Origin of the sequence: Collinsella aerofaciens (genome assembly GCF_040910265.1) — a bacterium.
GTDB lineage: Bacteria > Actinomycetota > Coriobacteriia > Coriobacteriales > Coriobacteriaceae > Collinsella > Collinsella aerofaciens_BK.
In genome coordinates this window covers 20,335-45,649 of the sequence record NZ_JBDGAW010000010.1, presented here as the reverse complement: position 1 = coordinate 45,649, position 25,315 = coordinate 20,335, and the positions used below count along the sequence as shown (strand labels likewise).

Below are 25,315 nucleotides of genomic sequence, written 5' to 3'. Positions count from 1 at the left end.
TGGGACCGCAGCTCCGGGGTGATTTTCATCGGTCGCATGCACGGGTTCTCAGCGCTCCCCGTTCTCTGTAGCATGCGGACGGCCGACTACTCGTCCCCATCAACGCTTATGCGTTGTATGGTAGCACGGTCACCGCCAGCGAAAAACCCTCAACATTGGTTTTATACGTTCGAAATTTCTCGCGGCTGTGGACCTTCTCTTGGAGCAAAATACCTGAAAGCACTTTATCGAACGAAAGAAGGTTGCTATGCGCACGATTGGAATGAGCGACTACACCGTTGGCGAGGATTGCTTTGACGAGCTGCCCGGCGCGCTGGCCGAGTACGGCGCGAAGAAGGTCGCGATCATCGGTGGCAAGCGGGCACTGGCCGCAGCACTTCCCGGTATCGAAGCTGCGCTGGCGGGTACCGACGTCGAAATTCTGGAGACGCGCGTCTACGGAACCAACAGTACGCGCGCAAATATCGCCAAGGTCGTAAACTCCCCTGCCTGCCAGGAAGCCGACGTGCTTATCGCATGCGGCGGCGGCAAGGCGCTCGACACCGTGAAGACCGCAGCTATCGAGCTCAAGAAGATCGTCTTTACGGTGCCGACGATCTGCTCCAACTGCTCGGCCGCGACCGCCATTGCCGTCGTGTATAACGACGACGGCTCGCTCGAGGGCTATTCGTACCCCAACAGACCGGCGCACATCTTCATCAACCCCAAGATCATCGCCGAGGCACCGGCAGAGTACTTCTGGGCCGGCGTGGGCGATGCCCTGTCTAAACAGCCCGAGGTCGAGTACGCCACGAGCGCCGGCAACCTGGAGCACACCGCCGGTCTTGGCCTGGCGCTCGCCCACACCTGTTCCGAGCCACTGTTTACCTATGGCGTCCAGGGTCTTGAGGACGTGCGCCAGAACCTGTCGAGCGAGGCCGTCAAGCAGATCGCGCTCGACATCGTGGTCAACACGGGCTACGTCTCCAACCTGACCAACCAAAACGATTACTACTACAACTCGAGCGTGGCGCACGCGTTCTACAACGCCACCTGCAGCATTCCGCGTGAGGGCACCTACCTGCACGGTGAAGTCGTGAGTCTAGGCGTGCTGGTGTTGTTCGCCTACACGGGCGACACCGAGAACCTTAAGCGCTATGCTGCCTTCAACAAGCAGATGGGGCTGCCCGTAACGCTTGAGCAGGTCGGGCTTTCCGAGACTGATATCTCTGCCCTGTGCGAGTACGCGCACGCCACCAACGAGTGGAAGCAGGGAAACCCCGAGCCCTTCACCGACGAAAAATTCGCCGCCGCCATCAAGGCCGCCAACGCCTACGGCCACACGCTCTAGGCCTAGCCCAAAACCACCACAAGGGAGCAGCACCCTAAACCACCACAAAGGGGACAGGCACCTTTGTGGTGGTTTTTTATTGCTCCACCATTCAGTTCGTACTCGAACCCGATTCTTTACGAGAAAGGGTTCGGGTACGTTTTTTGTTTATCGGAAATTCTGCGGAAGCACTACTCGGAACGGTAAACAGGAACGAACAAAAGGCGGGATATCATCGTGGTGATGGTATCCCGCCTTTTGTTTTGCGGGATCAAGGTCGCTTTGTGCGAACTTGATTGCCACTTATATGGCGCATTAATGGCAATTGCTGCGAACGTGCGCACCGGGAGCCTGTACACCTCTGGCAAGGCGTAACACACTAGACTTTGTTCCAGAGTCCGTGTGCTAAGGGGGCAGGGCCCTTAGAATTCCTGTGGAGTGTGTACGCACGTACGCAGGAAACAGCAAATTACGCTATATCAGGGCGTTCTTTCATTGGAGAGTATGGTAAACACGGCTTAGTTCAACAAATAAGAATTTATATATAAAGGAGAATACTGATGAAACTGTTTTTATGTTCGCACTTTTCAAGTGTAGGAAGTCTGATAAAGGAAGAAATTGAAAATAAAAAAGTCGCATTTATCCCAACAGCCTCGCTGCGTGAAGGCTACACCGGTTATGTCGGCTCGGCTCGAAAATTATTCAAAAAGTTGGGAGCAATCGTAACTGAAATTGATATTTCAACGGAGGCTTATCCAACGATAAAGTCTCTTTTTGAAGATGCGGATGTGATCTATTTTACCGGCGGTAATTCTTTTTTCCTTATAGACCAGCTCCGTAAAACGGGAACGGATGAGCTGTTGAAGAAAGAATTGGCAAAGGGAAAACTGATGATTGGTGAATCGGCAGGTGCGATTGTATGCGCTCCAAGCATCCAATATATCGAGCAAATGGATGAAAAGCCGGAGGACTACTCACAAGAAGATGATGCAGGGCTTAATTTGATTGATTTCTATGTTCTTCCGCATTTTCTTACAGCACCATTTAAGAAAGTTACCGAGAAAATAATGACAGAGTTTTCGGATTTGAATCTATGCCCAAATAACAATCGTCAGGGAATTGTAATTGATGGTGAAGGTTCAAAGGTTATTTGCAAAGACTAATTTAAAATTCCAGTTTGCTGCACTCGTTCCTAGCAGGGTTTGGGGCAGGAGGGCCTTGTACGCGTTCCTGCGCGAGGGCCGCGGGGAGGGACTGCCTGGGTACGGCGCCTGTCAACTCGGTCTACGTCTTTGATGACCTGGTCGTACTCAATATCAACTTCACGGATGATGCCAAAACGGTCACCCGTGAGGAAGTGTTGGGTTCGAGTGCTGTGGATAATGTTCCAACATGCTGGGATCGAACTCGCTAGCCGGAATCACGCGGTACCCGTGACGCAGCAGCAGGTCGACGAAAACACCGTTGCCCGGAGTGAGCGTGCCGCTGAAGGTTCCGTCGTAGATACGGCCGACACCGCACGAGGGACTGCGATCTTGCAGGATGCACGCGACTATCTCTTCCGGTCCGCCTGCCTGCTCGCACATATCGAGCGCACGTTGGGCACCCAGGCGAAATTCGCGATCAACCGAGATGCCCTCGCAGGTACGGACCTCGCCGTTCACAATCTCGGAGGGGTCGCGCGGTGTGGGCAAGCCGCCAAAAACCTCGGGGCACACCAAGAGGACCTCGGTCCCCGTAAGCTCGCAAGCCTCAACCAGCTCGCGATGGTAATTGTCGAGCCCGTTATACTTGCAGCTCTCGCCCATTAAACAGGCGCTCACCACAATCTTCATATACATCCCTCCTTAGCAAAAACGCCCCATTTGAGACTTGCACTCAAATGGGGCGTCGATATTTACTGTCCCAAACGCAACGTTACTGCTGCTTGGGCATCAGTGGATTCTCGCGCGTGAGGAGGTTCATGAACTCCTCGCCCGTGATCGTCTCCTTCTTGTAAAGATAACGAGCCAGCTCGTGGAGCTTAAACTTGTTCTCCTTCAGGATCTGCAGAGCGCGATCATGCGCGTCCTCGATCAGCTTGGCGACAATCGCGTCCACGCGCTCGGCCGTGCCGGGGGCGCAGGTGAGCGACGTGTCCTGGTTAAGGTACGCATTCTGAACGGTACCGAGCGCCATCATGCCAAACTCGTCGGACATACCAAAGCGCGTCACCATGTTGCGGGCGAGCTTGGTAGCCTGCTCGATATCGTTGGCGGCGCCGGTCGTCATCTCGCCAAAGATGAGCTCCTCGGCCGCGCGACCACCGCAGTAGACGGCGAGCTTGTCCAGAACCTCCTGGCGCGTCGTCAGGAAGCGCTCGTCCTCCTCGACCTGCATGGTGTAGCCCAGGGCACCGCTCGTGCGCGGAACGATGGTGATCTTCGTGACCGGCGCAGAGCCCTTCTGGCGAGCGGCAACAATGGCATGGCCGATCTCATGGTAGGAAACGACCTGCTTCTCGTGGTCGGAAAGCACCGTGGACTTACGCTGTTGGCCGGCAATGACGACCTCCACCGACTCCTCGAAGTCGTCCTGGGTTGCACGCTTGCGACCTTCGCGAACGGCGCGCAGGGCGCCCTCGTTGATGATATTGGCCAGGTCGGCGCCCGAGGCACCGGGCGTGGCGCGGGCAATCGCGGTCAGGTCGATCGGCGGCTCGGTCTTCACGCTCTTGGCATGCAGCTCGAGGATGTTCTTGCGGCCGGTCAGATCGGGCAGCTCGACGGGGATGCGGCGGTCAAAACGACCGGGGCGCAGTAGAGCGGGATCGAGACTGTCGGGGCGGTTGGTTGCGGCAAGGACAACGATACCCTTATGGTTATCGAAGCCATCCATCTCGGTCAGCAGCTGATTGAGCGTCTGCTCGCGCTCGTCGTTGCCGCTAAAGCCGCCGCCATCACGCTTCTTACCGATGGTATCGATCTCATCGATAAAGACGATACACGGGGCCTTTTCCTTTGCCTGCTTAAACAGGTCACGCACTTTGGCGGCGCCACGGCCGACGAACATCTCGACGAACTCAGAACCCGAAATGCTAAAGAACGGAACGCCCGCCTCGCCGGCAACAGCCTTGGCGAGCAGGGTCTTACCGGTACCCGGAGGGCCAACGAGTAGGGCACCGCGCGGCAGCTTGGCGCCGATCTCCTCGTAGCGCTGCGGCTTCTCCAGAAAGTCGACGACCTCCTTGAGGGACTCCTTGGCCTCTTCCTGGCCGGCGACGTCCTTAAAGGTCACGCCCACGTCTTTGGAGGCGATCACGCGCGCGCCGGACTTACCCAGTCCGCCGCCGCCAAAACCGCCGCCGCCAAAGTTCATCGACGGGCCGTCATCGCCCATGGCCTTCTTCATGCGGCGGTTGAGCCACCAACCAATGAGGAAGAAAATCGCCATGGGAAGAATGAGCGTAAGCAGGTAGTAGGTCATCAGACCCGAGTTTTTATCGGGAACGACCGACTCCAGCGAAGCGCCAGACTCAAGCACGCGATCGGTAAAGCCCGCATCGTTCGGCACACCGGTCGTTTTGTAGGCGATGTTCTCGTCCTCGCCCTTCTTGGTGTAATAAATCGTGTAATCGTCCGTGTTGTACTCGACCTTGTCGACGCTCTTCTTATCGAGCGCTTTGACAAACGTCGAGTAGTCGGTCTTCGTAATCTGCTGCGTGTGACCGATGTTAGGGAACAGAACGGTCGAGAGCACGAGGTAGACGACGAAGGCGATGAGCACGTAGAGGATCATATTCCGTCTACGTTTGTTGTCATCCATCTCCATCTGCTTGAACTCCATCTACTGGGGTTGATAATGATTTCTAGAATACCCAACCCGGGCGGCGATAAACCGACGCCGGGCACGAAAGGACAGAGATGGCATCACTGGAAGTCGGCAAGGTTCAAATCTACACGGGCGATGGTAAGGGCAAAACCACGGCCGCACTGGGGCTCGCGCTGCGTGCCACGGGCTATGGACTCGACGTGCTCATGCTGCAGTTTGCCAAGAAGCTACACTGCGCCGAACACGATGCCGCACCGCTCCTGGGACTGCGCATTGTACAGGCCGACCGTGACACGCCCGAGGCTTGCGCCGCACAGATCATGGAGCTCGCATGCGAGCAGATATCACAGGTCGACGTTCTGATTTTGGACGAACTCGGCGAGGCCATGCGCCGCGGCTTCGTGACGCGCGAGGATGTCGAAGCGCTGATCGCGATAAAGCCCGCCACCACGGAACTCGTGCTCACCGGCCGCGGGCTGCTGCCGTTGGCCGACCTCGCGGACTTAGTCACCGAAATGCGTCCCATCAAACACTACTTCGACGAAGGCCTCCTAGCCCGCCAAGGCATCGAATACTAATTGATTCGTTTTCCGCCAACACCTACAGCTCATAAGGAAGTTGCGGTGGAATAGTACTTGTTTGACGGTCCGCAAGGGCTTTTCAGGAACTATTTCACCGCAACTTATCAGGGGTATCTGACGGATGAGCTAGGCGGTGGCGCGACCTAGCCAGTTGCCGCTGTGGTGGTAGATGGTGAACATGGTTGCGGTGATGAGCCAGGTTACGGGGTAAACCAGCAGTAGATGCTCGAGCGACGGATCGAAGGGCATGATCGCAAACACCCAGATCACCCTCAAGACAACGGTGCCAAAGATGGTGAGCATCATAGGCTGCAAACTCACGCCGGCGCCGCGGATGGAACCCGAGGCGTTCTCGATAATCGAGAAAATCGCATAGAACGGCGCAATGAAATGGAGGATAGTCGTGGTGTACGCCGAAATCGAAGCATCGTCGACAAACAAACGCGACAGCGGGCCCGAGAACACCAGCAGCACGGCAGACAGGCCACCAATGAGCATAAACGACAGCACGAGCGACGTATGGTAGCCCTTGCGCATGCGCTCGTAGTTGCGCGCGCCAAAGTTCTGCGCCGAGAACGTAGTGATCGATACGCCGAGCGCCTCGGTCACCATCCAGATAATGCCATCCAGGCGCCCAGATAGACCCCAAGCAGTCGTGACATCGGCGCCAAACGAATTAACCGACACCTGGATCAGCACGTTCGAGATCGAATAGGCAGCCGATTGAAAACCGAGTGGCAGACCACACGAGATCATACTCTTGCAAATACCGCGATCGATACCGAGCTTAGACAGCGAAAGACGCCATGCACCCGGAGCGCGCATCATGCGCAACACGATCATCGTGGCATTGGAGCAAATGGTCAGCGCCACCGCGATGCCGCAGCCCAGCGCCTCCATATGCAACACAGCGACAAAAATGATATCCAGCACCACGTTAACCAGGCAGCCAGAGGCAATGATCACGGCGGGGCCGCGCGTGTCGCCCACGGCACGCAGCAGTGCGGTTCCCATATTCAGCAGCAGCGCCGCAACCATGGCGGCAAAATAGCAACGAGCATAGGCCACGCCCTCGGCCAATAGTTCATGCGGCGTGTTCATAAGTACCAGCATGGGCTCAACGAACACTATGCCAAGAATCGAGAAAACGATACCGCCCACCAGCGCGAGCGTCATGGCCGTATGGACCGAACGACTCAATCGCTCATCATCGTGCTGACCAAAATACTGACCGGTAATGACCGCGCAGCCAGCGCCAACGCCAACGCAAAAGCCAATGCAGAGCTCGGTGAGCACCATCGTGGCTTGAATGCCACCCAGCGCGAGCTTGCCGCCAAACTGGCCGACGATATACGTACCAATAAGCGTGTAAGCCTGCTGAAAAAACGAGCTAAAGAAGATAGGGACGCACAGCGACAGCAGCTGTTGCCAAATGACACCCTGCGTTACATCGATAGCCGTAGATTTCTTAGCCACACGCCCTCCCCACCAGCGTACGTCAAACAACAAAACGGCAATTTAAGACCAAAGCCAATACCAGCTTAGCACCGACCGACGTCGGCCGAAACGCCCCGAACCAGAGCCCGGTGCTAACTATCTGCCTAGTGATACAGCCCCGGCTGGTAGTGGTACTCGTTGCTCACATGCGGGCACAGCTGCCAAAAGGCAACAGCGCTTGCCGCGGCCACGTTGAGTGAATCGACCCCATGTGCCATCGGAATACGCACGGCGCGGTCGCAGCCTGCAATGGTCTTGGCGCCCAAGCCAGCACCCTCGGTGCCCATAAAGATTGCCAGGCGGTCAATCTCCTGGAGCGCGGGATCGTCCAGCGACACCGAATCATCCGTCAACGCCATAGCGGCACACGAAAAGCCGGCATCGTGTAGCGCCGCCAGCCCATCATGCGGCCATACGCGCGCTTCGCTGCCAATGCGTGTCCAGGGCACCTGGAACACCGTGCCCATGCTCACGCGGGCCGAGCGACGGTACAGCGGATCGCAGCACGTAGGGCTCACCAAAATGCCATCGACGTTCAGCGCAGCCGCCGAGCGGAAAATCGCGCCGACGTTGGTGTGGTCGACAATGCCCTCGAGCACGCACACGCGCACCGGGCGCTCCCCCGCCGCATCGACGACGCCACCCAAGAACTCGGCTACCGGAATCTGACGTGGACGACGGAATGCCGCGAGCGCACCGCGCGTCACATTGAAGCCCGTCAGCTGCTCCATAAGCTCCATGGAGGCAACGAACACAGGAACCGGACCCGCGCCCTCGCGCACAATCAGGCGCTCAAACAGCGGCATCATCTGGTCGAGCCAGCGCTCGCCCAAAAGAAAGCTCACCGGCTGGTATCCGGCGCGAACCGCACGCTCGATGACCTTGGCACTCTCGGCGATAAAAATGCCCTTCTGCGGCTCCAGCACGCAGCGAAGCTCACGCTCGGTCAGTCGCACGTAGGCATCGAGCCGCTCGTCCTCGAGAGAATCGATTCGCAGCACCTCAACGGCATCAGTCATAGCAGCCAGCCCGCACCCTTCTTTACAGCACATCTATACCAAACGAGGCGACGCCAAGCGCCGCCCCATGCATTCAAACAACCCGATGATACCGTTCACGCCAGACGATTTACGCCTCAACGCGACGATACGTCACGAACTCATAATCGACGCCCTCGTCTCCCTCGCCCGAGGCAATCGTGGCAACACCGTCACGCCGCGCAATCTCCCACGCGGGATCGGCATCCAAATCGGGAAAGTACGTATCCACGTCATGCACGCAATGGTTATGCGTAACCTCGGCCTCCACGCAATACGGCAAAAACTGTCGATATACCTCGCCGCCGCCAATCACCCACGCAACGGTCTCATCGGCTACCGCGGCGAGCGCTTCGTCGATGCTATGCACCACGTCGACGCCCTCGGGAGCAAAGTCCTCATCGCGCGTGAGCACGATATTGCGGCGGTTCTTAAGCGGACGCCCGCCGGGAAAACTCAGCAGCGTCTTGCGTCCCATAATGACCGGGCAACCTTTGGTGCACGCCACAAAATGGCGCATATCGGAGCGATTGGACACGACCATGTCACCCTCGCACCCAATGCCCCAGTCGTCACACACGGCGACAATGGCAGAAAGCTTACACGTCATGCGCGTCACCTACACCGCAATGGGGATGTTCTTGACCTGAGGGCCGTGCTCATAGCCCTCGACGATCAGATCATCGGTCGTAAACGCATAGAAGTCATGCACATCGGGGTTGAGCGTTACCTTGGGCGCAGCAAACTGCGGACGCTCAATAAGCTCGCGAACGATATCGACATGACGGTCGTAAATGTGGGCATCGGAAATCACATGCAGCAGCTCGCCGGGAATCATATCGACCGACTGCGCGACCATCATCAGCAAAATGGCGTACTGGCACACATTCCAGTTGTTCGCAGCCAAAATATCCTGGCTGCGCTGGTTGAGAATCATGTTGAGCGTCGGTTTATCATCCTGCGGACGCTGCGTCACGTTATACGTCACGCTGTAGGCACACGGATACAGGTGCATCTCGGACAGGTCGCTAAACACATAGGTGTTCGTCATAATGCGGCGGCTGTACGGCGTGTTCTTAAGGTCGTACAGCACGCGATCCATCTGGTCAAAGTCGCCCTCGGCATAATGGCTCTTCTGCCCAATCTGATACCCGTAGGCCTTGCCGATGGAGCCAGTCTCGTCGGCCCACTCATCCCAAATATGGCTGTTGAGGTCATGCACGTTATTGGACTTCTTTTGATAGATCCATAGGATCTCATCCATGGCAGATTTGAGTGCCGTACGACGCAAGGTAAGCGCCGGAAACTCCTCACGTAGGTCATAGCGTGCCGTGACACCAAAGTTTTTAATGGTATAGGCAGGAGTGCCATCCTCCCACACCGGGCGGACCTTTTGGCCCTCGGTGGTGGTTCCATGGTCCAGAATATCGCGGCACATGGTTACAAACTGTTGATCAGCCTTGCTCATTGACCCTCCTGTCAGTCGCCTATAAGCGATTTTAATTGTAGCCCAGGCGCGCAGTGTCGGATTGGACACTTGGGTCGGCACACGCAATGCACGGCAGCCAGCACCCACACAATCGCAGACGTAACAACTTTGAATTTCTGACATATGCTAAAAAAGCTTGCGCGGAACCGCATACACGCTATCCTATTACTGACATATGTCAGATTTGGAGAGAGTATGGCAGGAAGACGCGAAAAATTACGCCGTGTTGGGATCATCCCCGAATATCGCGGCTTTACCCCCGACGGCCTTGCCAGCGGAGACGCCATCGAGATGACGGTCGATGAGCTCGAAGTACTGCGCCTGTGCGACCTGGAAGGCCTTAACCAAGAGGCAGCCGCACAGCAGATGGGCATCGCGCGCGCCACGGTGGCGGCTATTTGCAGCCGAGCGCATCGCAAGGTGGCAAACGCGTTGGTCAATGGACGGGCAATCGTCATCGAAGGCGGCAATATCGCGTACTCCCCCATTACCACGGCAACGGCCGTATGGCCAGCAAAGGAGATCGACACCATGAGGGTGGCAACCACGTACGACAACGGCAACATCTTTATGCACTTTGGCCACAGCGAGCAGTTCAAGATCTACGACATTCAGGATGGCAAGGTACTCAACGAGCAGGTCGTGGGCACCGACGGCACCGGCCACGGTGCCCTTGCGGGCCTGCTCGACAACGGTGGCGTGGACACGCTCATCTGCGGCGGCATCGGCGGTGGCGCTATCAACGCGCTTGCCCAAGCCGGCATCACGGTGTACGCAGGAGCTCAGGGCAGCTGCGACGCTTGCGTCGAGGCCCTTATCGCCGGAACGCTCGCACAGAACGGCGAGGCCACGTGCAGCTGCCACGGCCATGACCACGACCACGCCCACGAACATGGCGAGTCCTGCAGCTGCCACGGCCATCACGAGCCCGAGGGCCACGAGGGCTGCGGCTGCCACTAACGGCACGGCACCGCGAGCTCGAGGCGCGACGCTGAACGCAGCCCAACTATCAAAGCCAACAACAAAGGCCACCCGGTAACTTCCGAGTGGCCTTTGCCATATCAAGCTGGAATTACAGCCCTATTTCTTATTGCGCATCTGCGCTTCCATCTGGCGCAGCAGCTCCATATCGGACTTGGGACCGCCCGTACCCAGGCCGCCCATGCCGCCCAGACCCATAGCGTCCAGCCCAGGGATATTGGGCATGCGCATCTTCTTGCCCTTCTTGCCCTTTTTGCCCTTCTTGCCGCCGGCCTGTGCCTGATTGGCCATCGTGCGCATGCGGCCCATCATCTTGTTCATCTCGCCCCACTGCTTCATAAGGCTATTGACCTCGGTGGGGGTCACACCGGCGCCCTTGGCGATACGCGCGCGACGCTGGCCGTTGATGATGGAGGGACGCAGACGCTCCTCCTTGGTCATCGACATGATGATGGCCTCGTTCTTGTCGAAGATGCCCTCGTCCAGGTTACCGCCCATCTGGTTGAGCGCGCGCTGGCCACCGGGGAGCATGCCCAGGATACCCTTCATGCCGCCCATCTTTTTGACGGCTTTCATCTGGTCGAGCATGTCATTCATGGTAAAGCCCTCGCGCAGCATGCGCTCGGCAGCCTCAAGCTGTTCGGCATCGGCGGCCTCCTGGGCCTTCTCGATGATGCCGACAACGTCGCCCATGCCCAAGATTCGCTTGGCCATGCGATCGGGATAGAACGGCTCAAGCGAATCGGGTTTCTCGCCCATGCTCACAAACTTGATGGGCTTGCCGGTCACCTGACGCACCGAAAGCGCGCCACCGCCACGGGCGTCACCGTCGAGCTTGGAGATAATCACACCATCAAAGTCGGTGCGCTCGGCAAACGTCGAGACCACGTTGACGATATCCTGGCCGGTCATGGCGTCGACGACCATCAGCACCTGGTCGGGCTTGACGGCCTTCTTGATGTCGACGGCCTCCTGCATCATCTGCTCGTCGATCTGAAGACGACCGGCGGTATCGACGATCACCACGTCACGAAGGTGGTCGACGGCCTCCTGGATGGCGCCCTTGGCGATGTCGACCGGGTGCGCACCGTCGCCGCGGAAGACCGGCACGCCGATCTCGCCACCGAGCGTGGCAAGCTGATCGGCAGCAGCGGGACGGTAGACGTCGCACGCGGCGAGCAGCGGCGAGCGGCCCTGCTTCTTGAGCAGGTAGGCAAGCTTTACGGCAGCCGTGGTCTTACCGGAGCCCTGCAGGCCCACGAGCATGATGACATTAGGAATGCGGTTACTAAAAACGAGCTTGCTCTCGGTGGAGCCGAGCATCTCGGTGAGCTCGTCGAGCACAATCTTGACGACGTTTTGCGCCGGCGACAGCGACTCCATGACCTCGGCGGTCATGCAGCGCTCCTTGGTCTTAGCAACGAACTCCTTAACGACCTTAAAGTTAACGTCGGCCTCGAGCAGCGCCATGCGAATGTCGCGCATGGCCGAGGTGATATCGGCCTCGGTCAGCTTACCCTTGCCGCGCAGGCGGTCAAATGTGTCGTTGAGGCGATCGCTCAGAGAATCAAACACTAGTCACTCCTTAATTGGACTCGCCCACCAGGGCGCGGCAGAAATCTTTGGCGTTAAACTCCTGCAGGTCATCGACCTGCTCGCCCACGCCGATGCGCAGGATCGGGAGCTTGAGCTTCTCGGCCACGGCCATGGCGATACCGCCCTTAGCCGTGCCGTCGAGCTTAGTCATGATAATACCGTCCAGGCCCAGCGCCTCGTTAAACTCGAGCGCCTGGTTCAGACCGTTCTGACCAGTGGCGGCATCGATCACAAGCACGACCGAAACCGGCATGGGGCCGGCGGCCATATTGGCGGCGCGCTTACGCGTCACGTTGACCACCTTGGCGAGCTCGCGCATGAGCTCGGGGCTCGTATGCAGACGACCGGCGGTGTCGATAAGCACCAGGTCGCTGCCGCGCCTGTCGGCCTCGTCGAGCACGTCGTAACAAACGCTCGCCGGGTCGGAGCCGCGGTCGCGCTTGATGACGGGAACACCGGCGCGCTGACCCCACACATCGAGCTGCTCGATGGCGGCGGCGCGGAAGGTATCGGCCGAACCGATCACGACATTCTTGCCGCGGGAAGCCATGGCGCTCGCAATCTTGCCGACCGTCGTGGTCTTGCCGGCACCGTTGATGCCCACAAACAGCACGCAGCTCGGCGTATCGGAGAACGGATCGCGCTCGATGGGCACAAAGTGCTGCTCAAGCTGCTCGGCCAGAGCGCGACGAAGCTGCGGTGCGGTCTTGAGGTTCTTCTTGGCTGCGGCATCGCGCAGGTCATCGGAGACCTGAATAGCGACCTCGGCACCCATGTCACCCATAACGAGGGTGTCCTCAAGGTCCTCCCAAAAGTCCTCGTCGACCTCGCCGCCAAAGTAGAAGACCTCGTTGAGGGCCTCGCGGCTGCGCTCAAGTCCGCGCGAGAGAGCGTCAAAGAATCCCATTATGCATTCACGACCTTTCCGGTTTCGCGATCGAGTTTTTGCGAGACGACGCGGCTGACGCCGTCGGCTTGCATCGAGACGCCATAGAGAACGTCAGCGTCCTCCATAGTACGGCGCTGATGCGAAATGACCAAGAGCTGTGTATCGGAACGCAGCACATCGAGGGCTCCGATGAGCTTGGACAGGTTGGCGTCATCAAGCGCCGCCTCGACCTCGTCAAGCACATAGAACGGCACCGTGCGCGTGCGGTACACGGCAAAGAGCAGGGCGAGCGCCGTCAGACTCTTCTCGCCACCCGACATGAGCATCATCTTAGTAATGCGCTTGCCGCGCGGCTGCGCCACAACCTCAATGCCCGTCTCGGCAGGATGCTCGGGATCGGTCATCTCAAGATGAGCCTGGCCACCCGGGAACAGCATGGCGAAGATCTCGCGGAAGTTCGCGTCGACCTTCTCAAACGTCACCAGAAACGCCTTGCGCATCTTGCGATCAATGGCCACTGTGATCTTGGTGAGCGCCTTGCGCGCGCTCTCCAGATCGGCCAGCTGGTCCTCGATGTAGTCGGCGCGGCGCTTGAGCTGCTCGTACTCCTCCATGGCAACCTGGTTCACGGGGCCCAGATTGTTGATCTGGCGCACGAGCTGGTTGAGCTCCCGCTCGGCGGCGTCGCGGTCGGTGGGAGCAGGAAGCATGAGCGCTTCCTCGAGCACCGTGGTGCCATCGGCGGTAATGGCCTTAATGGCGGCCTCTACCTGCACCTCAAGCTTGCCGCGTGCGACCTTGAACTCGTTTTGCATCGCCGTGGCGGCATCAACCCGCTCCTTGGCACGGGAGACCCCGGCCTTGGCATCCTCGATGGTCTTCTTGAGCGAAGCGGAGTCCGCCTCTTCCAGAGAGGCCTGGTCACGCAGGCGCGCTGCCCAATCCGATGCGCGTTCCAACAGGGCAGAATAGCGTTCGTGCATGGGGTCGACGCGCAGGCGCAGCAGCTCGAGCGAGCGCGAAGCCTGGCGTGTTCCGCGGATACGACGGTCGATGCCCTCAAGACGATGCTCAAGGTCGGGCACGCGGCCCTTCAGCGAACGCAGGCGCTCGCTCGTCTGGGCCAGGCGCACCTTGGCATCGGCGAGCTTACCGGCGGCCTCGGAATCGTCACGGCGAACGCGATCGAGCTCATCGTTGGCCTCGGCAATCTGGAGACCCAGGTCGCTTGCCTGTGCACGCGCCTCGTCACGCGAACGGGTGAGTTCGTCAACGCGCGGGCGCGCAGCGCGAACGGCCTCGGCGGCCTGCTCGCGGCGCTTGGAGATGCGCACGCGCTCGACCTCGGCGTTGTTGGCGCTCTGCTCCAGACGGCCAATCTCGGACAGCAGGGAGCGGCGCTCGCCCTCAAGGCGGGCGATCTCGCCGGCAGCATCGCCCTCGGCGGCACGGGCCTCCTCGACGGCCGCATTGGCCTCGACGACCTGATCCGAAGCGTGCTCAAACACGGCGGCCAAGTCGGGCTCCAGGCCTTCCAGCTCGCGGATGCGACGCTTGCGCTCCAAGGCACCCGAAGCCTCGCCGGCATCGAGGCCCACGCGCACCAGACCACCGCAGGCAACGCGCGCGCCATCGGGAGTCACATAGGTCACGCCGTCCACGACCGGCGCTGCCAGCGCGGAAGCCAAGTCGTCGACCACGTAATAGCCGCCGAGCAACGCCTCGACGACCGGACCATAGCCCGCGCGAACGGACAGGCGATCGACCAGGCGGGTACCGGCGGCACCCTCGGCGGCGGCACAACCACTCACGCCGCGCGTCACCAGCAACGCCTCGCCCGAGGCCTTCTTCTGGTCCAGAGCGGCGCGACCGGCCCGCTCCAGTGCGGCGGCATCATCGAACAGCAGGGCATCGATATCACCGGCGAGCAGCTGCTCGACCAGGCCCTCGAGCTCGCGCGGAGCCTCGAGCACGTCACCTAGACGGCCCGCAACATCGTCGCCCAGCGCACCCACCAGACGGCTCACCAGCGGCGAGCTGTCTGCCATGCGGGCATCGAGCTTCTTTTGGCTGGCAAGCTCCGAGCGCACCTCGGACAGTTTGTTGCGCGCCTCGCTCTCGCGGGCACGCAGGTCCTTCAGGGCCACACGAGCGACCTCGGCGGCCTCGCGTGCATCGGTCTGGGCCTGACGGGCCGCCTCAAGAGCGGCCTCAAGCTCCTCAGCACGGTCGCGGCGGCTCTCGAGCGAAGCCGTGACCTCCTCGAGCTGCTCGTCGATCTGCTCCAGGCGCGAGGCATACATGTTGTCCTCGACCTCGGCGTTGGAAAGCGAGTCCTTTACCTTGGCGAGTTCGAGCGCCGCGTTATCGGCCCGACGCTGCACATCGCGCTGTTCGCGCGTCAACTGCGAAATTTGGGCATCGAGCGCCACGCGACGCTCGTGAAGCTCGGCGGCGGCAGGACCGGCGGCGTCAACGTCCTCCTGGGCCTGCATATGCGCGCCGGTCACTTCCTCGAGCTGGGCGCGGGCGTCCTCAAGCTCCTCGACCACGCGACGGCGCTGATGCTCGGAGCCCGAGATCTGCCCGCGCATGTCGGACAGGCGCGACACCATGTTGTGGCCTTTTTCCTCGAGCAGGCGCATGTCGGAGTTAATGCGACCGACCACGTCTTGCATATGACGGCGCTGCTCGCCCAGGTCGCCCACAAACAGGCCCTTTTCCTCGAGCATGACCTGAAGCTTCTCGAGCTCGCGCTCTTTCTCACCCAGGCGGTACTGCGCCAGCTCCAGCTCGGCGGAACCTTCCTTTGAACGGCTCTCCAGATCGTTCCACTGCGACTGCAGCGAACGCAACTCGTCGACGGCCAGCATCTGCGTAAGCTCGTTCGCGCGCGAGGACAGCTCCTTGTACTTGCGCGCGCGATCGACCTGACGCTCCAGCGGGCGCAGCTGACGGGCGATTTCCTTGTTGATGTCGCGGGCACGGGTCAAGTGCTCGTCCATCGACTTAATCTTTTTGAGCGCCCGCTCCTTGCGGCGCTTGTGCTTGGAGATGCCAGCGGCCTCCTCGATGAGGGCACGGCGCTCCTCGGGACGGCTCTGCAAAATGGCATCGAGCTTACCCTGGCTGATGATGGAATGTGTATCCTTGCCCAGGCCCGAATCGTGCAGGATGTCCTGAATGTCCATCAGGCGGCACGGGCTCGAGTTGATGAGGTACTCGCTCTCGCCCGAGCGATACATACGGCGGGTGATGGCAACCTCGTCAAAGTCGACGGGCAGCATATGATCGGAGTTGTCGAGCACCAGCGTGACCTCGGCCACGCCCACCGGTTTGCGCGCCGACGAGCCCGAGAAGATGACGTCCTCCATGGCCTGGCCGCGCAGCTGCTTGGCGCTCTGCTCGCCCAGGACCCACAGGATCGAATCGGAGATATTCGATTTTCCCGAGCCGTTGGGGCCAACGATGACCGTCAGGCCCGGTTCAAACGACATGTGGGCGCGGTCGGCAAACGACTTGAACCCTTTGAGCGTGAGGGACTTGAGATACACGGTTCCTCGCTTATACGTGCTTCTTGTTGAGAATCACGCCGTTGGTGGTGTAACCCATGCGGTCGAGCGCCTCGAGTGCGGCGGCTCCCTCGGCTTCCTTCTTTGAGGAACCGGAGCCGCGACCCTGTCGAATGCCATCGATCAGCACCACGGCGGTAAAGGTGGGCGCATGCGCCGGGCCCTCGGAACCCACCAGCTTGTACGCCGGGGGCTCGTGGCCGTCGGCCTGCACGCACTCCTGCAAAAACGACTTGGGGTTTGCGGGGTGTTCGGCACGCTCGGAAGCCAAATGCGGCTTGAGCGTACGGTGAATGAACTCCGCCGCGGCATCCCAGCCGGCGTCCAGATACAGCGCGCCCACAAGCGACTCATAGACGTTCTCGAGCGCCGAATGCAGGCCGCGCGCACCGGTACCGGTCTCGGAGGCGCCAAAGATGATGATATCGTCGATGCCCAGCTCGTGGGACACCTCGGACAGCGTGGCACCCGAGACAAGCGACACCTTGAGGCGCGTGAGCTTACCCTCGTCAAACTCGGGATAGGACTCAAAGAGCGAACGGGCGACGACGGCACCCAAAATGGAATCGCCCAAAAACTCCAGGCGCTCGTAGCTTGCCGAGACCGGCTGGCCCTCCACGGCAGAGGGATGCGTGAGCGCCGCGCGCAGCAGCACCTTGTTATTGAACTCATGGCCCAGGATTTCCTGGGCGCGCGAAAGTCGTTCAGACAAAGCCAAGACTTAGGCCTCCTTGGCAGCTTCGATAGCGTCGACGGCGTCGGCGACAGAGTTGAGCGAGAGCAGGGTCTCGTCATCGATCTCGAGGTTGAACTCATCCTCGATGGCCGTTACCAGCTGCAGGCGCTCGAGCGAGTTGGCATCGAGATCGTCAAACGTGGTCTCATCGCTAATTTCGGCAACATCGACGCCCAGAACGTCGGCGGCGACCTCGGCGATCTTGTCGAAGATTTCGGAGCGGTCCATAGCGCTTCCTCTCATAGTGCATGAATACCAAAAGATTGGCACCGCGCGGGCGGCGTCAAACACGGTTTTGATTCTACCCCACGACGAGGGCCGCGAGGCACATAACAGCGCTCTAACTCGCTCTTACAAAACGATACCGTCCATAGAGTTGGCAACGTCTTCCACAAGCCCCGCACGCACGGCCTCGGCCGCAGCGAGCGTGCCGTTTTTGACGGCCTCGACCGAGGTGGCACCGTGGCCGATCAGGACCACGCCACGCAGGCCCAGCAGAATCGCGCCGCCCTTGGCATCGCCCGAAAGCTTGGCCTTGATCTCGCGCATCTGCTTTTTAATGAGCAGCGCGGCAATCTTGGTGCCAAGCGAGGACATAAAGGCGCCTTTGAGCTCCTGCAGCAAAAACTTAGCGGCGCCCTCGGTAGCCTTGAGCGCGATGTTGCCCGACATACCATCGGCAACAACGACATCGAAGTTGCCGGAGGTGAGGTCCGTACCCTCGCAGTTGCCCACAAAACCGGGGACGGCAGCCCTCATGGCCGGGAAGCACGCCTTGGTAAAGTTGGAGCCCTTCTCGTCCTCGGTGCCATTGGCAAGCAGGCCCACGCGGGGATGCTCGATGCCCAGGACGACGCGCGCATAGGCGCTACCCATCTGGGCAAAACGCACCATGTCGTCGACCTCGACATCGGGGTTGGCGCCCATATCGCACAGCACCGTCAGACCGCCGGCGCGATTGGGCAGCGCATTGGTCAGACAGGGGCGCACCGGCTGCTTCTTGCCTTCGGCTTGATACCTAAACGGTGTGACGTAGGCGGTCGCGGCAGCTGTCATTGCACCGGTCGAGCCGGCGGAGAAGAACGCGTCCGCATTTCCCTTCTTGATGGCGCGGCAGGCAAGCACGATCGAGGACTTGCGCTTGGTCATCACGGCGCGAATAGGATCGTCATCCATGGCGATAACGTCGGGTGCCTCAAGGGCCTCAACACGTGCATGGGAAGCAGCAAAGGGATTGACGATTTCGGCGGGGCCAGCTGCCAAGACCTCGATATCGGGATCAGCGGCAAGTGCAGCCTCGATACCATCGAGAACAACCTGAGGTTTCTCGTCTCCGCCCACAACGTCTACACAAACGCGAACGTTACTCATATACATGCTCCTTATACAAAAATGGCCGACTCATTGAGCCGGCCATTGTGGTTCCATTTGGAACGGCATCGCATCCAGAGTATACCCTTACTCGGTAACGATAACCTCGCGGTCCTTGTAGAAACCGCAGCTGGGGCACACGTGGTGCGGAAGCTTGACAGCGCCGCAACGGGGGCACGTGGACTGAGCCGCAGCCGAGATCTTCATGTTGGCGGAACGACGGGTGTGAGTGCGGATACGACCCTGCTTTTGTTTAGGTACGGGCATAGTGACCTTCCTTATGAACTATCCAGTGTGGCGATTACGCGCAAGTAGCGATACTACCACAGTTTTACTCATCGAGCTTGAGATTCTTCAATGCTGCAAATGGATTTTCCGTGGCAGCGGCCCATTCTGCCTCTGCCTGGGCGGCGCAATCGCATTGCTCGACATTGAGATTGCAACCGCAAGTGGGGCACAGACCGCGGCAATCGGGCTTGCACAGAACGACAAACGGCGTGTCCATAACGACCGCGTCGTTGATGGGCTCACCCAGATCCACGATGCGGTCCTCACCCAGGAGCTCGTAGCCGTCCTCGTAAGCCTCGGGATCCTCGGGCTCCTCGAAGAGGTAGAACTCCTCGATCTCGCCGGCGATATCAAACGAGGCGGGCTCCAGGCAACGATCGCACTCGCCGGTGGCATGCGCGCGGACCATGCCGGTAAGCAAGACACCGGTACCGGCATTGGTAAAGACAACGTCGTAGTCGATGCCGTCCTGCAGCTGGTACTCCTTCTCGCCCACCGTGTAGGTGGCGACATCGACCTTGCCGGTCAGCGGATACGAATCACCAGGAAACTCGAGCTGCTCGGAAAGATCGACGGTAACGCTCGGGAACTCAGCCATTACCACTGACCATTCTGTTGGGCGGCACCCTCGTTGAGCTGCTGACGGCAACGGGTAACGGTGCCGGTCAGGCTCTTGAGGTTCTCCTCCAGGTGCGTAAAGACCTGCTCTGCGTAGTCCTCGGCAGCATAACGCGTCTCGCGCTCGTACTGCTGGGCACGATCGCGGATGTCATCGGCCTGCTGTTGTGCCAAGCGGACGATCTCCTGCTCACCGGCAATGGTGAGGGCCTGCTGCTGAGCGTCGGCGATGATGGAATCGGCCTGAGCGGCGGCGGAAGCCATAAGCTCCTCGCGCTCCTTAAGGATACGGCGGGACTTCTGCCACTCCTCGGGATAGCTCATGCGGATCTCGTCGAGGATGTTGAAGAACACGTCGGCGTCGATGACCTTGAACTGAGCGTTCTTGCCGAAAGGCGGCTTGGCTTCCTCGATCAGCCCTTCGAGCTCATCGACCAAGCTGACGATCCTATCGCCAGGAAAATTCTCGCCCGGCATCCGGTCTCCTTTCATAGGTAACATATCATCGTGCTAGTTTACCACATGCCACCAGGCAATAAAAAACGTCACGAAAAGCGGTGTCTGAGCGCTTCGACCACGTTGGGCGGGACAAACGTCGATACATCGCTGCCGAGCGAGGCGATCTGGCGAACGACCGAACTCGAGATATAGCCGTACTGCGGCGCACTCATGACAAAGATGGACTCCAGCTCGTTATCCAAGCGATAGTTGAGGTCTGCCTGCTGCAGCTCGTACTCAAAGTCGGTCATGGCGCGCAGGCCCTTGACAACGGCCCCCGCCCCCTGCTCGCGAGCGAAGTCGACCAAGAGGCCGGTAAAGGGCAGGACCTCGACGCCGTCGATATCACCGAGCGCCTCGCGAGCCAGCGCCACGCGCTCATCGAGCATAAACGTGGTGCCCACGCCGTTTTTACCCTGCGACTCGGCAACAGCGACGATCACGCTGGGAAAGATGCGACGGGCGCGGCGGATCACATCGATATGGCCAAACGTGATGGGATCGAAGGTGCCCGGGACGATCACGCGGTTGATGGTGTCATTCATGGGCGTTCTCCTGAACCGTCATGGCATCGTTGTTGTGAGCATCGGTGCCGGTGCAATCTTCCTCACCATCGTTATCGCCGACCCAACGAAGCAGGTCGACCGAGGTAATGCCGTAGCGCTTCTCGCGCACGATCTCAAAGCCTGCCGGATGCGCGCCCGCATCGGCGGCGGCATGCTCAAACAGGGCATAAGCGCCAGGTGCAAGCAGACCCTGCTGAGCCAGCTTCTGCAGCAGCTCCTCGACCGGCTCGGCACCAAAAGCATAGGGCGGGTCGAGCAGGACCAGATCAAAGGGGCCGCCCGGCACACGACCGCGCGAGGCACTCGCCAGCATGTCGCCCGTTATCACGCGCCAACGCGCACGGTCACGGCAGAGCGACTCGATATTCTTGGTAATGAGCCGCGCGGCATTCCGATCGATCTCGAACGTCGTGAGCAAGCGGGCACCACGTGAGAGCATCTCTAACCCTAAGGCACCGGAGCCGCCAAAGGCGTCCAGCACGCGGACCTCGTCCAGATCGAAGTCGAATGCCGACATGACCATAGATGCGCATGCCTCGCGCACGCGATCGGTCGTGGGGCGGGTGACATCGCGACCACGGGGCTCCTCGATCTTACGACCGCGCCATTCGCCGCCGATGATTCTCATCCTCCGCTGACCTCCTTAAAAATGTGTCGATATCGCATGGCGACCGCATCGCGCAGGGGGCGCGTCGCCACGGAGTCAAGGTTGCAAGCATACCGCAAGAGCTCGACCGCGTCCAAATGGGCCCACTCGATCAGCTCCTCGTCGGCATCCAGGTCGACAAAGCGCAGGGTCACTCCGCCATGCTGGCGGTACCCCAGGATTTCGCCCTCGTGGCGCAGACGCAGGTCCATCTGGGCGAGCGTAAAGCCATCCGAGGTTTTTTCGAGCGATTGCAGGCGATCTTGTGCTGCCGAAGCGCCGCCGTTGCCCTTGGAGTGCGTCATGACCAGGCACGTGCCCGACACACTGCCACGGCCCACGCGACCGCGCAGCTGGTGCAGAGCAGCCAAACCAAAGCGCTCCCCGTTCTCGATGACCATGACGGTGGCGTTAGGCACGTCGACGCCCACCTCGACCACCGTAGTCGAGACGAGCACGTCAATCTCGCCACGCTTAAAGGCATCGATAACCTGGTCCTTCTCCCCCGCTGGCATGCGGCCGTGAAGGCGCTCGATGGCAAGACCCGGCAACGCCAGACGCAGGCGATCGAGCTCGGTCGCCGTATCGTGCAGGGGCACGGGGACCGTCACGCGGCCCTCGTCGTCGCGGGCGATACCGGGCACGTCCTCCAGATCATCGGCCGAGTCACTCGGCTCCACGAGCGGGCAAATCACGTAGGCCTGCTGACCCTTTTCATGCGCCTCGCGGATGGCGCCATAGGCAAGGTCGCGACTCGACTCGGTAAGCACGCGTGTCGTCACGCCAGCGCCAGGGACGGGCCGATGGCGGATGATACTCGTGTCCAGATCGCCGTAGACCGAAAGCGCCAGCGTACGCGGGATGGGCGTTGCCGTCATAACGAGCAGATCGGCACCGGGGCCCTTCGCGCGCAAGGCATTGCGTTGGCCGACGCCAAACCGGTGCTGCTCATCGATGACTACGAGCGACAGATACTTAAACGCCACGTTATCCGAAAGGACCGCGTGGGTTCCAAAGAGGACGTCGAGCTCTCCCGATTCCAGCTGTGCATGGATGCGCTCGCGCTCTGCGGCCGGCGTGGCACCCGTCAGAAGCGCCCAAGACATGCCGGCCTGCGAGAGCAGAGGGCCGGTCTTATCGGCATATTGACGCGCCAGCACGCCCGTGGGCGCCATAACGCAGGCCTGTGTGCCGCTATCGGCAGCCACAGCCAGCGCGCAGGCGGCAACGGCGGTCTTACCGGTACCGACATCGCCCAGCAGCAGGCGGTTCATCACGCGCCCGCCATCGCACATATCGCGCAGGATGTCTTGGAACGCGGCCTCCTGCTCGTCGCTCAGCGAAAACGGCAGGGCCTGCTTGAGCGCGGCCAGGTGCTCGCCCGCGGCGTGGGCGTAGGGAGCGACTTCGACCAAGACACCGTCGTTGCGCAGGCGCAGCGCCAGCTGCAGGTAGAGGCACTCCTCGTAGGCAAGCCGTGCGCGCGCGATATCGCGCTCAGCCATGCTCGAGGGAAAATGGATCGATCGAAGCGCACGGGCATTGCTCATCAGGCGGCGCTTGACGCGTAAGCGTGCGGGAATCGGGTCGAAGGGATTGCCGACGACCTCGAGCGCGCCACTTACGATACGGCGCATCCATGCCTGACTCACGCCGTCACTCACGTAATGGACCGGCAGGATAGTGCCCGCGGCGCGCCCTTCCTCAAGCTTTTCAAAGTGCGGCGAGGCCATCTGCTTAAAGCCGTAGGCAAACTCGACCTTACCCATTACGGCCAGGCGGTCGCCCTGCTTAAGCTGCTGGGCAATCCAGGGCTGGCGGAAAAAGGCGACCTGCAGCACGCCCGTCTCGTCAACGAGTGAGACCTCGGTCACCTGCATGCGCGGACGCGGCTGCTTTTGGACGATACGATCGACCGTGGCGATGATGGTACACACGGTACCGATGGGCGCCATCTCGATGGACCAGGAGCGCGTAAAGTCCAGGTATCGATGAGGGATATGGAGAAGGAGGTCCCCCACCGTCCGAATTCCCAGACGGCGAAGGGCCTCCTCACGTTTACCCGAAACATATTTGAGTCGCGCGATATCCTCGTCGAGCGCATTGCTCTGGGCAAAGCGATCCGAGACGCGCGGCACGGAGCAGAGCTCGGACATGGGCAGATGCCTACTCGATCGAGAAGATCACGGGATAGAGCGGCTGCTCGCCACGATGGGCGTCGATCTCCAGGTCGGGCTGAGCCTCCTCGATAGCGTCGACGATCTCCTGGAAGGCTTCATCGGACAGCTCCTCGCCGGCCAGAATCGTCAGCGCGTCGCCCTCCTCTTCCTCCTGCATGCGGTTGATGCAATCGAGCGTGACCTGCTTCACGTCGGAGCCGACCACATCGATGGAGCCGGCAATGATGCCCATGACGTCACCGGAGTGAATTGGCGAACCGTCGGAGGCGCTGGAGTCGCGCACGGCGCGGGTGACCTCGCCATCGCGGACCTCGCTGATGGCGTCGACCATAGCGGCGACGGCATCCTCGAGCTCGGAATCGGGCAGGACCGCGAACAGCGCGGAGAAGGCCTGCGGAACGGTCTTGGTGGGAACGACGGCGACCTTCTTGTCGGTGCAGGCTGAGGCAGCGGCCTCAGCGGCCATGCGGATGTTGCCGTTGTTGGGCAGGATGATGACCGAGGTCGCGTTGACCTGGTCAACAGCGCCCAGCAGGTCTGCAGTCGAGGGGTTCATGGTCTGACCACCCGACACGATCACGTCGACGCCGAGGGACTTGAGGATGTCTGCCTCGCCGGACCCAGCGGCAACGGCGACAAAGCCCAGCGCCTTGGCGGGCTCGGCGGCCTTTTCCTGGTCCTCATGAATCTTGGCGGTACGGTCGTGGGCCTCCATCTCCATGTTGTGGATAAAGACCTCGTAGATCTGACCAAGCTGAAGCATGTGCTCGAGCACCAGGTTGGGGGTGTTGGAGTGCACGTGGATCTTGTAATCGGGGTAGGCGCCCACGAGTAGCTCACAGTCGCCCATGGAACCCAGGAACTTAAGGCACTCATCCTCGTCAAACGGGGCGTCGGCCTTAAAGAGGAACTCGTTGCAGTAGCGGAACTCCGAGCCCTCCCAATCGTCGTTGGCCTCGATCTCAACGCGGCCAAGAGCGGCATCGCGTGCAGAGCCAGCGGAATCGAACGTAGCGGAGAAATCCTCGACAACGGTGCTGCGACCAAGTGCTGCAGCCACAAAGTTCTCCAGGAAGATGGCAAAGCCAAAGGCGCCGGAGTCGACCACGCCGTTCTCCTTCAGAACGGGCAGAAGGTCGGGCGTGCGAGCGACAGACTGATATGCCTCGACGACGATAGCGTCGAGCGCGTCCTCGGCCGAGAACTTCTTCTTCTCGCACTCGTCGGCCTTGGTCGAGACATCGCGCAGCACCGTGAGGATCGTGCCCTCGATGGGCTTGCGGACGGCCTGGAAGGCGACCTTGACGGCTCGGCGGAACGCATAGGCGATGTTGGCGGACGTAATGGGCTCATCGGCAGAAACGAGACCCTCGGCCACACCGCGCAGGATCTGCGAGGTGATGACGCCGGAGTTGCCGCGGGCACCCATCAGGGAGCCGTGGGTGATGGCGCCGGCGATGGCCTCCATATCGGCATCGGCGGGAAGGGCGGAAAGCTCCTTGGTCACCGAGGCGAGCGTGAGCGACATGTTGGTACCGGTGTCGCCGTCGGGTACGGGGAAGACATTGAGCTTGTTGATCTCCTCGGCCTTGTCGGAAACAGCAGCCGCAGCGATCGGAAAACAGGTGCGAATGGTCTTTGCAATCATGGG

The 25,315-nt window shown here is 60.4% G+C and carries 23 protein-coding genes; 4 read left to right on the top strand and 19 right to left on the bottom strand.

The window, feature by feature from the left end; translation table 11 throughout:
• Positions 1–247: 247 nt before the first annotated feature.
• Entirely contained in the window at positions 248–1,330 is a 1,083-nt protein-coding gene (locus tag AB5Z14_RS05780) for an iron-containing alcohol dehydrogenase family protein (protein ID WP_368130669.1), read from the top strand.
• 539 nt (positions 1,331–1,869) lie between these two features.
• Positions 1,870–2,472 (top strand): Type 1 glutamine amidotransferase-like domain-containing protein, encoded by a 603-nt coding sequence (locus tag AB5Z14_RS05775; protein WP_368130668.1) that lies wholly within the window; start codon positions 1,870–1,872, stop codon positions 2,470–2,472.
• Positions 2,473–2,652: 180 nt separating this feature from the next.
• Here the strand turns inward: AB5Z14_RS05775 and AB5Z14_RS05770 are convergent, their stop codons facing one another.
• The gene (locus AB5Z14_RS05770) at positions 2,653–3,144 is read right to left on the bottom strand and encodes a 2-thiouracil desulfurase family protein (RefSeq protein WP_368130667.1); all 492 of its coding nucleotides are present in this window, start codon (positions 3,142–3,144) and stop codon (positions 2,653–2,655) included.
• 82 nt (positions 3,145–3,226) lie between these two features.
• Positions 3,227–5,119: an ATP-dependent zinc metalloprotease FtsH gene (gene ftsH, locus AB5Z14_RS05765; RefSeq protein ID WP_195520463.1), complete on the bottom strand. Its 1,893-nt coding sequence runs from the start codon at positions 5,117–5,119 to the stop codon at positions 3,227–3,229.
• 92 nt (positions 5,120–5,211) lie between these two features.
• Between ftsH and AB5Z14_RS05760 the strand changes: the two genes are divergently transcribed.
• Positions 5,212–5,697 carry a cob(I)yrinic acid a,c-diamide adenosyltransferase gene (locus tag AB5Z14_RS05760; protein ID WP_368130666.1) on the top strand — a complete coding sequence of 162 codons (486 nt, stop codon included), beginning with the start codon at positions 5,212–5,214 and terminating at the stop codon, positions 5,695–5,697.
• A 129-nt stretch (positions 5,698–5,826) separates the two neighbouring features.
• Here AB5Z14_RS05760 and AB5Z14_RS05755 read toward each other — a convergent pair whose 3' ends face one another.
• The 4 genes from AB5Z14_RS05755 to thyA all read right to left on the bottom strand — a co-directional run bounded on the left by AB5Z14_RS05755 (position 5,827) and on the right by thyA (position 9,702).
• Positions 5,827–7,176 carry an MATE family efflux transporter gene (locus tag AB5Z14_RS05755; protein ID WP_195625085.1) on the bottom strand — a complete coding sequence of 450 codons (1,350 nt, stop codon included), beginning with the start codon at positions 7,174–7,176 and terminating at the stop codon, positions 5,827–5,829.
• Positions 7,177–7,301: 125 nt separating this feature from the next.
• Positions 7,302–8,216 carry a TrmH family RNA methyltransferase gene (locus tag AB5Z14_RS05750; RefSeq protein WP_117655408.1) on the bottom strand — a complete coding sequence of 305 codons (915 nt, stop codon included), beginning with the start codon at positions 8,214–8,216 and terminating at the stop codon, positions 7,302–7,304.
• Positions 8,217–8,325: 109 nt separating this feature from the next.
• Positions 8,326–8,844, bottom strand: coding sequence for a dihydrofolate reductase (locus AB5Z14_RS05745; protein WP_368130665.1), 519 nt, complete (start codon positions 8,842–8,844; stop codon positions 8,326–8,328).
• A 9-nt stretch (positions 8,845–8,853) separates the two neighbouring features.
• Positions 8,854–9,702, bottom strand: a complete 849-nt coding sequence (thyA, locus tag AB5Z14_RS05740) for a thymidylate synthase (RefSeq protein ID WP_368130664.1) — start codon at positions 9,700–9,702, stop codon at positions 8,854–8,856.
• A gap of 216 nt (positions 9,703–9,918) precedes the next feature.
• Between thyA and AB5Z14_RS05735 the strand changes: the two genes are divergently transcribed.
• A complete protein-coding gene (locus AB5Z14_RS05735) occupies positions 9,919–10,683 on the top strand; it encodes a DUF134 domain-containing protein (RefSeq protein WP_195535312.1) in 765 nt (254 codons plus the stop codon).
• Between the two features lie 120 nt (positions 10,684–10,803).
• Here AB5Z14_RS05735 and ffh read toward each other — a convergent pair whose 3' ends face one another.
• From ffh to AB5Z14_RS05670, 13 genes are all read right to left on the bottom strand, one after another.
• Positions 10,804–12,279 (bottom strand): signal recognition particle protein, encoded by a 1,476-nt coding sequence (gene ffh / locus AB5Z14_RS05730; protein WP_117637757.1) that lies wholly within the window; start codon positions 12,277–12,279, stop codon positions 10,804–10,806.
• Positions 12,280–12,289: 10 nt separating this feature from the next.
• Positions 12,290–13,207, bottom strand: a complete 918-nt coding sequence (gene ftsY / locus AB5Z14_RS05725; RefSeq protein ID WP_117629291.1) for a signal recognition particle-docking protein FtsY — start codon at positions 13,205–13,207, stop codon at positions 12,290–12,292.
• Positions 13,207–16,743: a chromosome segregation protein SMC gene (gene smc / locus AB5Z14_RS05720; RefSeq protein WP_368130663.1), complete on the bottom strand. Its 3,537-nt coding sequence runs from the start codon at positions 16,741–16,743 to the stop codon at positions 13,207–13,209. The genes ftsY and smc overlap by 1 nt, the downstream gene beginning before the upstream one ends.
• 10 nt (positions 16,744–16,753) lie before the next feature.
• Entirely contained in the window at positions 16,754–17,479 is a 726-nt protein-coding gene (gene rnc, locus AB5Z14_RS05715; protein ID WP_368130662.1) for a ribonuclease III, read from the bottom strand.
• Positions 17,480–17,482: 3 nt separating this feature from the next.
• Entirely contained in the window at positions 17,483–17,725 is a 243-nt protein-coding gene (locus tag AB5Z14_RS05710) for an acyl carrier protein (RefSeq protein WP_006234023.1), read from the bottom strand.
• A 123-nt stretch (positions 17,726–17,848) separates the two neighbouring features.
• A complete protein-coding gene (gene plsX, locus AB5Z14_RS05705; protein ID WP_368130660.1) occupies positions 17,849–18,868 on the bottom strand; it encodes a phosphate acyltransferase PlsX in 1,020 nt (339 codons plus the stop codon).
• An 87-nt stretch (positions 18,869–18,955) separates the two neighbouring features.
• Entirely contained in the window at positions 18,956–19,135 is a 180-nt protein-coding gene (gene rpmF / locus AB5Z14_RS05700) for a 50S ribosomal protein L32 (RefSeq protein WP_022094017.1), read from the bottom strand.
• Between the two features lie 64 nt (positions 19,136–19,199).
• Positions 19,200–19,754 carry a YceD family protein gene (locus tag AB5Z14_RS05695; RefSeq protein WP_055309521.1) on the bottom strand — a complete coding sequence of 185 codons (555 nt, stop codon included), beginning with the start codon at positions 19,752–19,754 and terminating at the stop codon, positions 19,200–19,202.
• Positions 19,754–20,251, bottom strand: a complete 498-nt coding sequence (locus AB5Z14_RS05690) for an ATP synthase subunit B family protein (RefSeq protein WP_040358176.1) — start codon at positions 20,249–20,251, stop codon at positions 19,754–19,756. The genes AB5Z14_RS05695 and AB5Z14_RS05690 overlap by 1 nt, the downstream gene beginning before the upstream one ends.
• Before the next feature lie 68 nt (positions 20,252–20,319).
• Positions 20,320–20,817, bottom strand: coding sequence for a pantetheine-phosphate adenylyltransferase (coaD, locus tag AB5Z14_RS05685; RefSeq protein WP_117564151.1), 498 nt, complete (start codon positions 20,815–20,817; stop codon positions 20,320–20,322).
• The gene (gene rsmD / locus AB5Z14_RS05680; RefSeq protein ID WP_368130659.1) at positions 20,810–21,466 is read right to left on the bottom strand and encodes a 16S rRNA (guanine(966)-N(2))-methyltransferase RsmD; all 657 of its coding nucleotides are present in this window, start codon (positions 21,464–21,466) and stop codon (positions 20,810–20,812) included. Before rsmD ends, coaD begins: the two co-directional genes overlap by 8 nt.
• Positions 21,463–23,640 (bottom strand): ATP-dependent DNA helicase RecG, encoded by a 2,178-nt coding sequence (recG, locus tag AB5Z14_RS05675; RefSeq protein ID WP_368130658.1) that lies wholly within the window; start codon positions 23,638–23,640, stop codon positions 21,463–21,465. The genes rsmD and recG overlap by 4 nt, the downstream gene beginning before the upstream one ends.
• 10 nt (positions 23,641–23,650) lie before the next feature.
• Positions 23,651–25,312: a DAK2 domain-containing protein gene (locus tag AB5Z14_RS05670; protein WP_117765715.1), complete on the bottom strand. Its 1,662-nt coding sequence runs from the start codon at positions 25,310–25,312 to the stop codon at positions 23,651–23,653.
• Between the last annotated feature and the right edge of the window lie 3 nt (positions 25,313–25,315).

Excerpts from the sequence above, each read along its gene's own strand:
- plsX (WP_368130660.1), bottom strand. The coding sequence starts at position 18,868 with ATGAGTAACGTTCGCGTTTGTGTAGACGTTGTGGGCGGAGACGAGAAA.
- AB5Z14_RS05670 (WP_117765715.1), bottom strand. The coding sequence starts at position 25,312 with ATGATTGCAAAGACCATTCGCACCTGTTTTCCGATCGCTGCGGCTGCT.
- AB5Z14_RS05690 (WP_040358176.1), bottom strand. The coding sequence starts at position 20,251 with ATGCCGGGCGAGAATTTTCCTGGCGATAGGATCGTCAGCTTGGTCGAT.
- ftsY (WP_117629291.1), bottom strand. The coding sequence starts at position 13,207 with ATGGGATTCTTTGACGCTCTCTCGCGCGGACTTGAGCGCAGCCGCGAG.
- rsmD (WP_368130659.1), bottom strand. The coding sequence starts at position 21,466 with ATGAGAATCATCGGCGGCGAATGGCGCGGTCGTAAGATCGAGGAGCCC.
- AB5Z14_RS05750 (WP_117655408.1), bottom strand. The coding sequence starts at position 8,216 with ATGACTGATGCCGTTGAGGTGCTGCGAATCGATTCTCTCGAGGACGAG.
- AB5Z14_RS05735 (WP_195535312.1), top strand. The coding sequence starts at position 9,919 with ATGGCAGGAAGACGCGAAAAATTACGCCGTGTTGGGATCATCCCCGAA.
- rpmF (WP_022094017.1), bottom strand. The coding sequence starts at position 19,135 with ATGCCCGTACCTAAACAAAAGCAGGGTCGTATCCGCACTCACACCCGT.
- AB5Z14_RS05770 (WP_368130667.1), bottom strand. The coding sequence starts at position 3,144 with ATGAAGATTGTGGTGAGCGCCTGTTTAATGGGCGAGAGCTGCAAGTAT.
- AB5Z14_RS05780 (WP_368130669.1), top strand. The coding sequence starts at position 248 with ATGCGCACGATTGGAATGAGCGACTACACCGTTGGCGAGGATTGCTTT.
- AB5Z14_RS05745 (WP_368130665.1), bottom strand. The coding sequence starts at position 8,844 with ATGACGTGTAAGCTTTCTGCCATTGTCGCCGTGTGTGACGACTGGGGC.
- recG (WP_368130658.1), bottom strand. The coding sequence starts at position 23,640 with ATGTCCGAGCTCTGCTCCGTGCCGCGCGTCTCGGATCGCTTTGCCCAG.
- thyA (WP_368130664.1), bottom strand. The coding sequence starts at position 9,702 with ATGAGCAAGGCTGATCAACAGTTTGTAACCATGTGCCGCGATATTCTG.
- ftsH (WP_195520463.1), bottom strand. The coding sequence starts at position 5,119 with ATGGAGATGGATGACAACAAACGTAGACGGAATATGATCCTCTACGTG.
- AB5Z14_RS05775 (WP_368130668.1), top strand. The coding sequence starts at position 1,870 with ATGAAACTGTTTTTATGTTCGCACTTTTCAAGTGTAGGAAGTCTGATA.
- AB5Z14_RS05695 (WP_055309521.1), bottom strand. The coding sequence starts at position 19,754 with ATGGCTGAGTTCCCGAGCGTTACCGTCGATCTTTCCGAGCAGCTCGAG.
- coaD (WP_117564151.1), bottom strand. The coding sequence starts at position 20,817 with ATGAATGACACCATCAACCGCGTGATCGTCCCGGGCACCTTCGATCCC.
- AB5Z14_RS05710 (WP_006234023.1), bottom strand. The coding sequence starts at position 17,725 with ATGGACCGCTCCGAAATCTTCGACAAGATCGCCGAGGTCGCCGCCGAC.
- AB5Z14_RS05760 (WP_368130666.1), top strand. The coding sequence starts at position 5,212 with ATGGCATCACTGGAAGTCGGCAAGGTTCAAATCTACACGGGCGATGGT.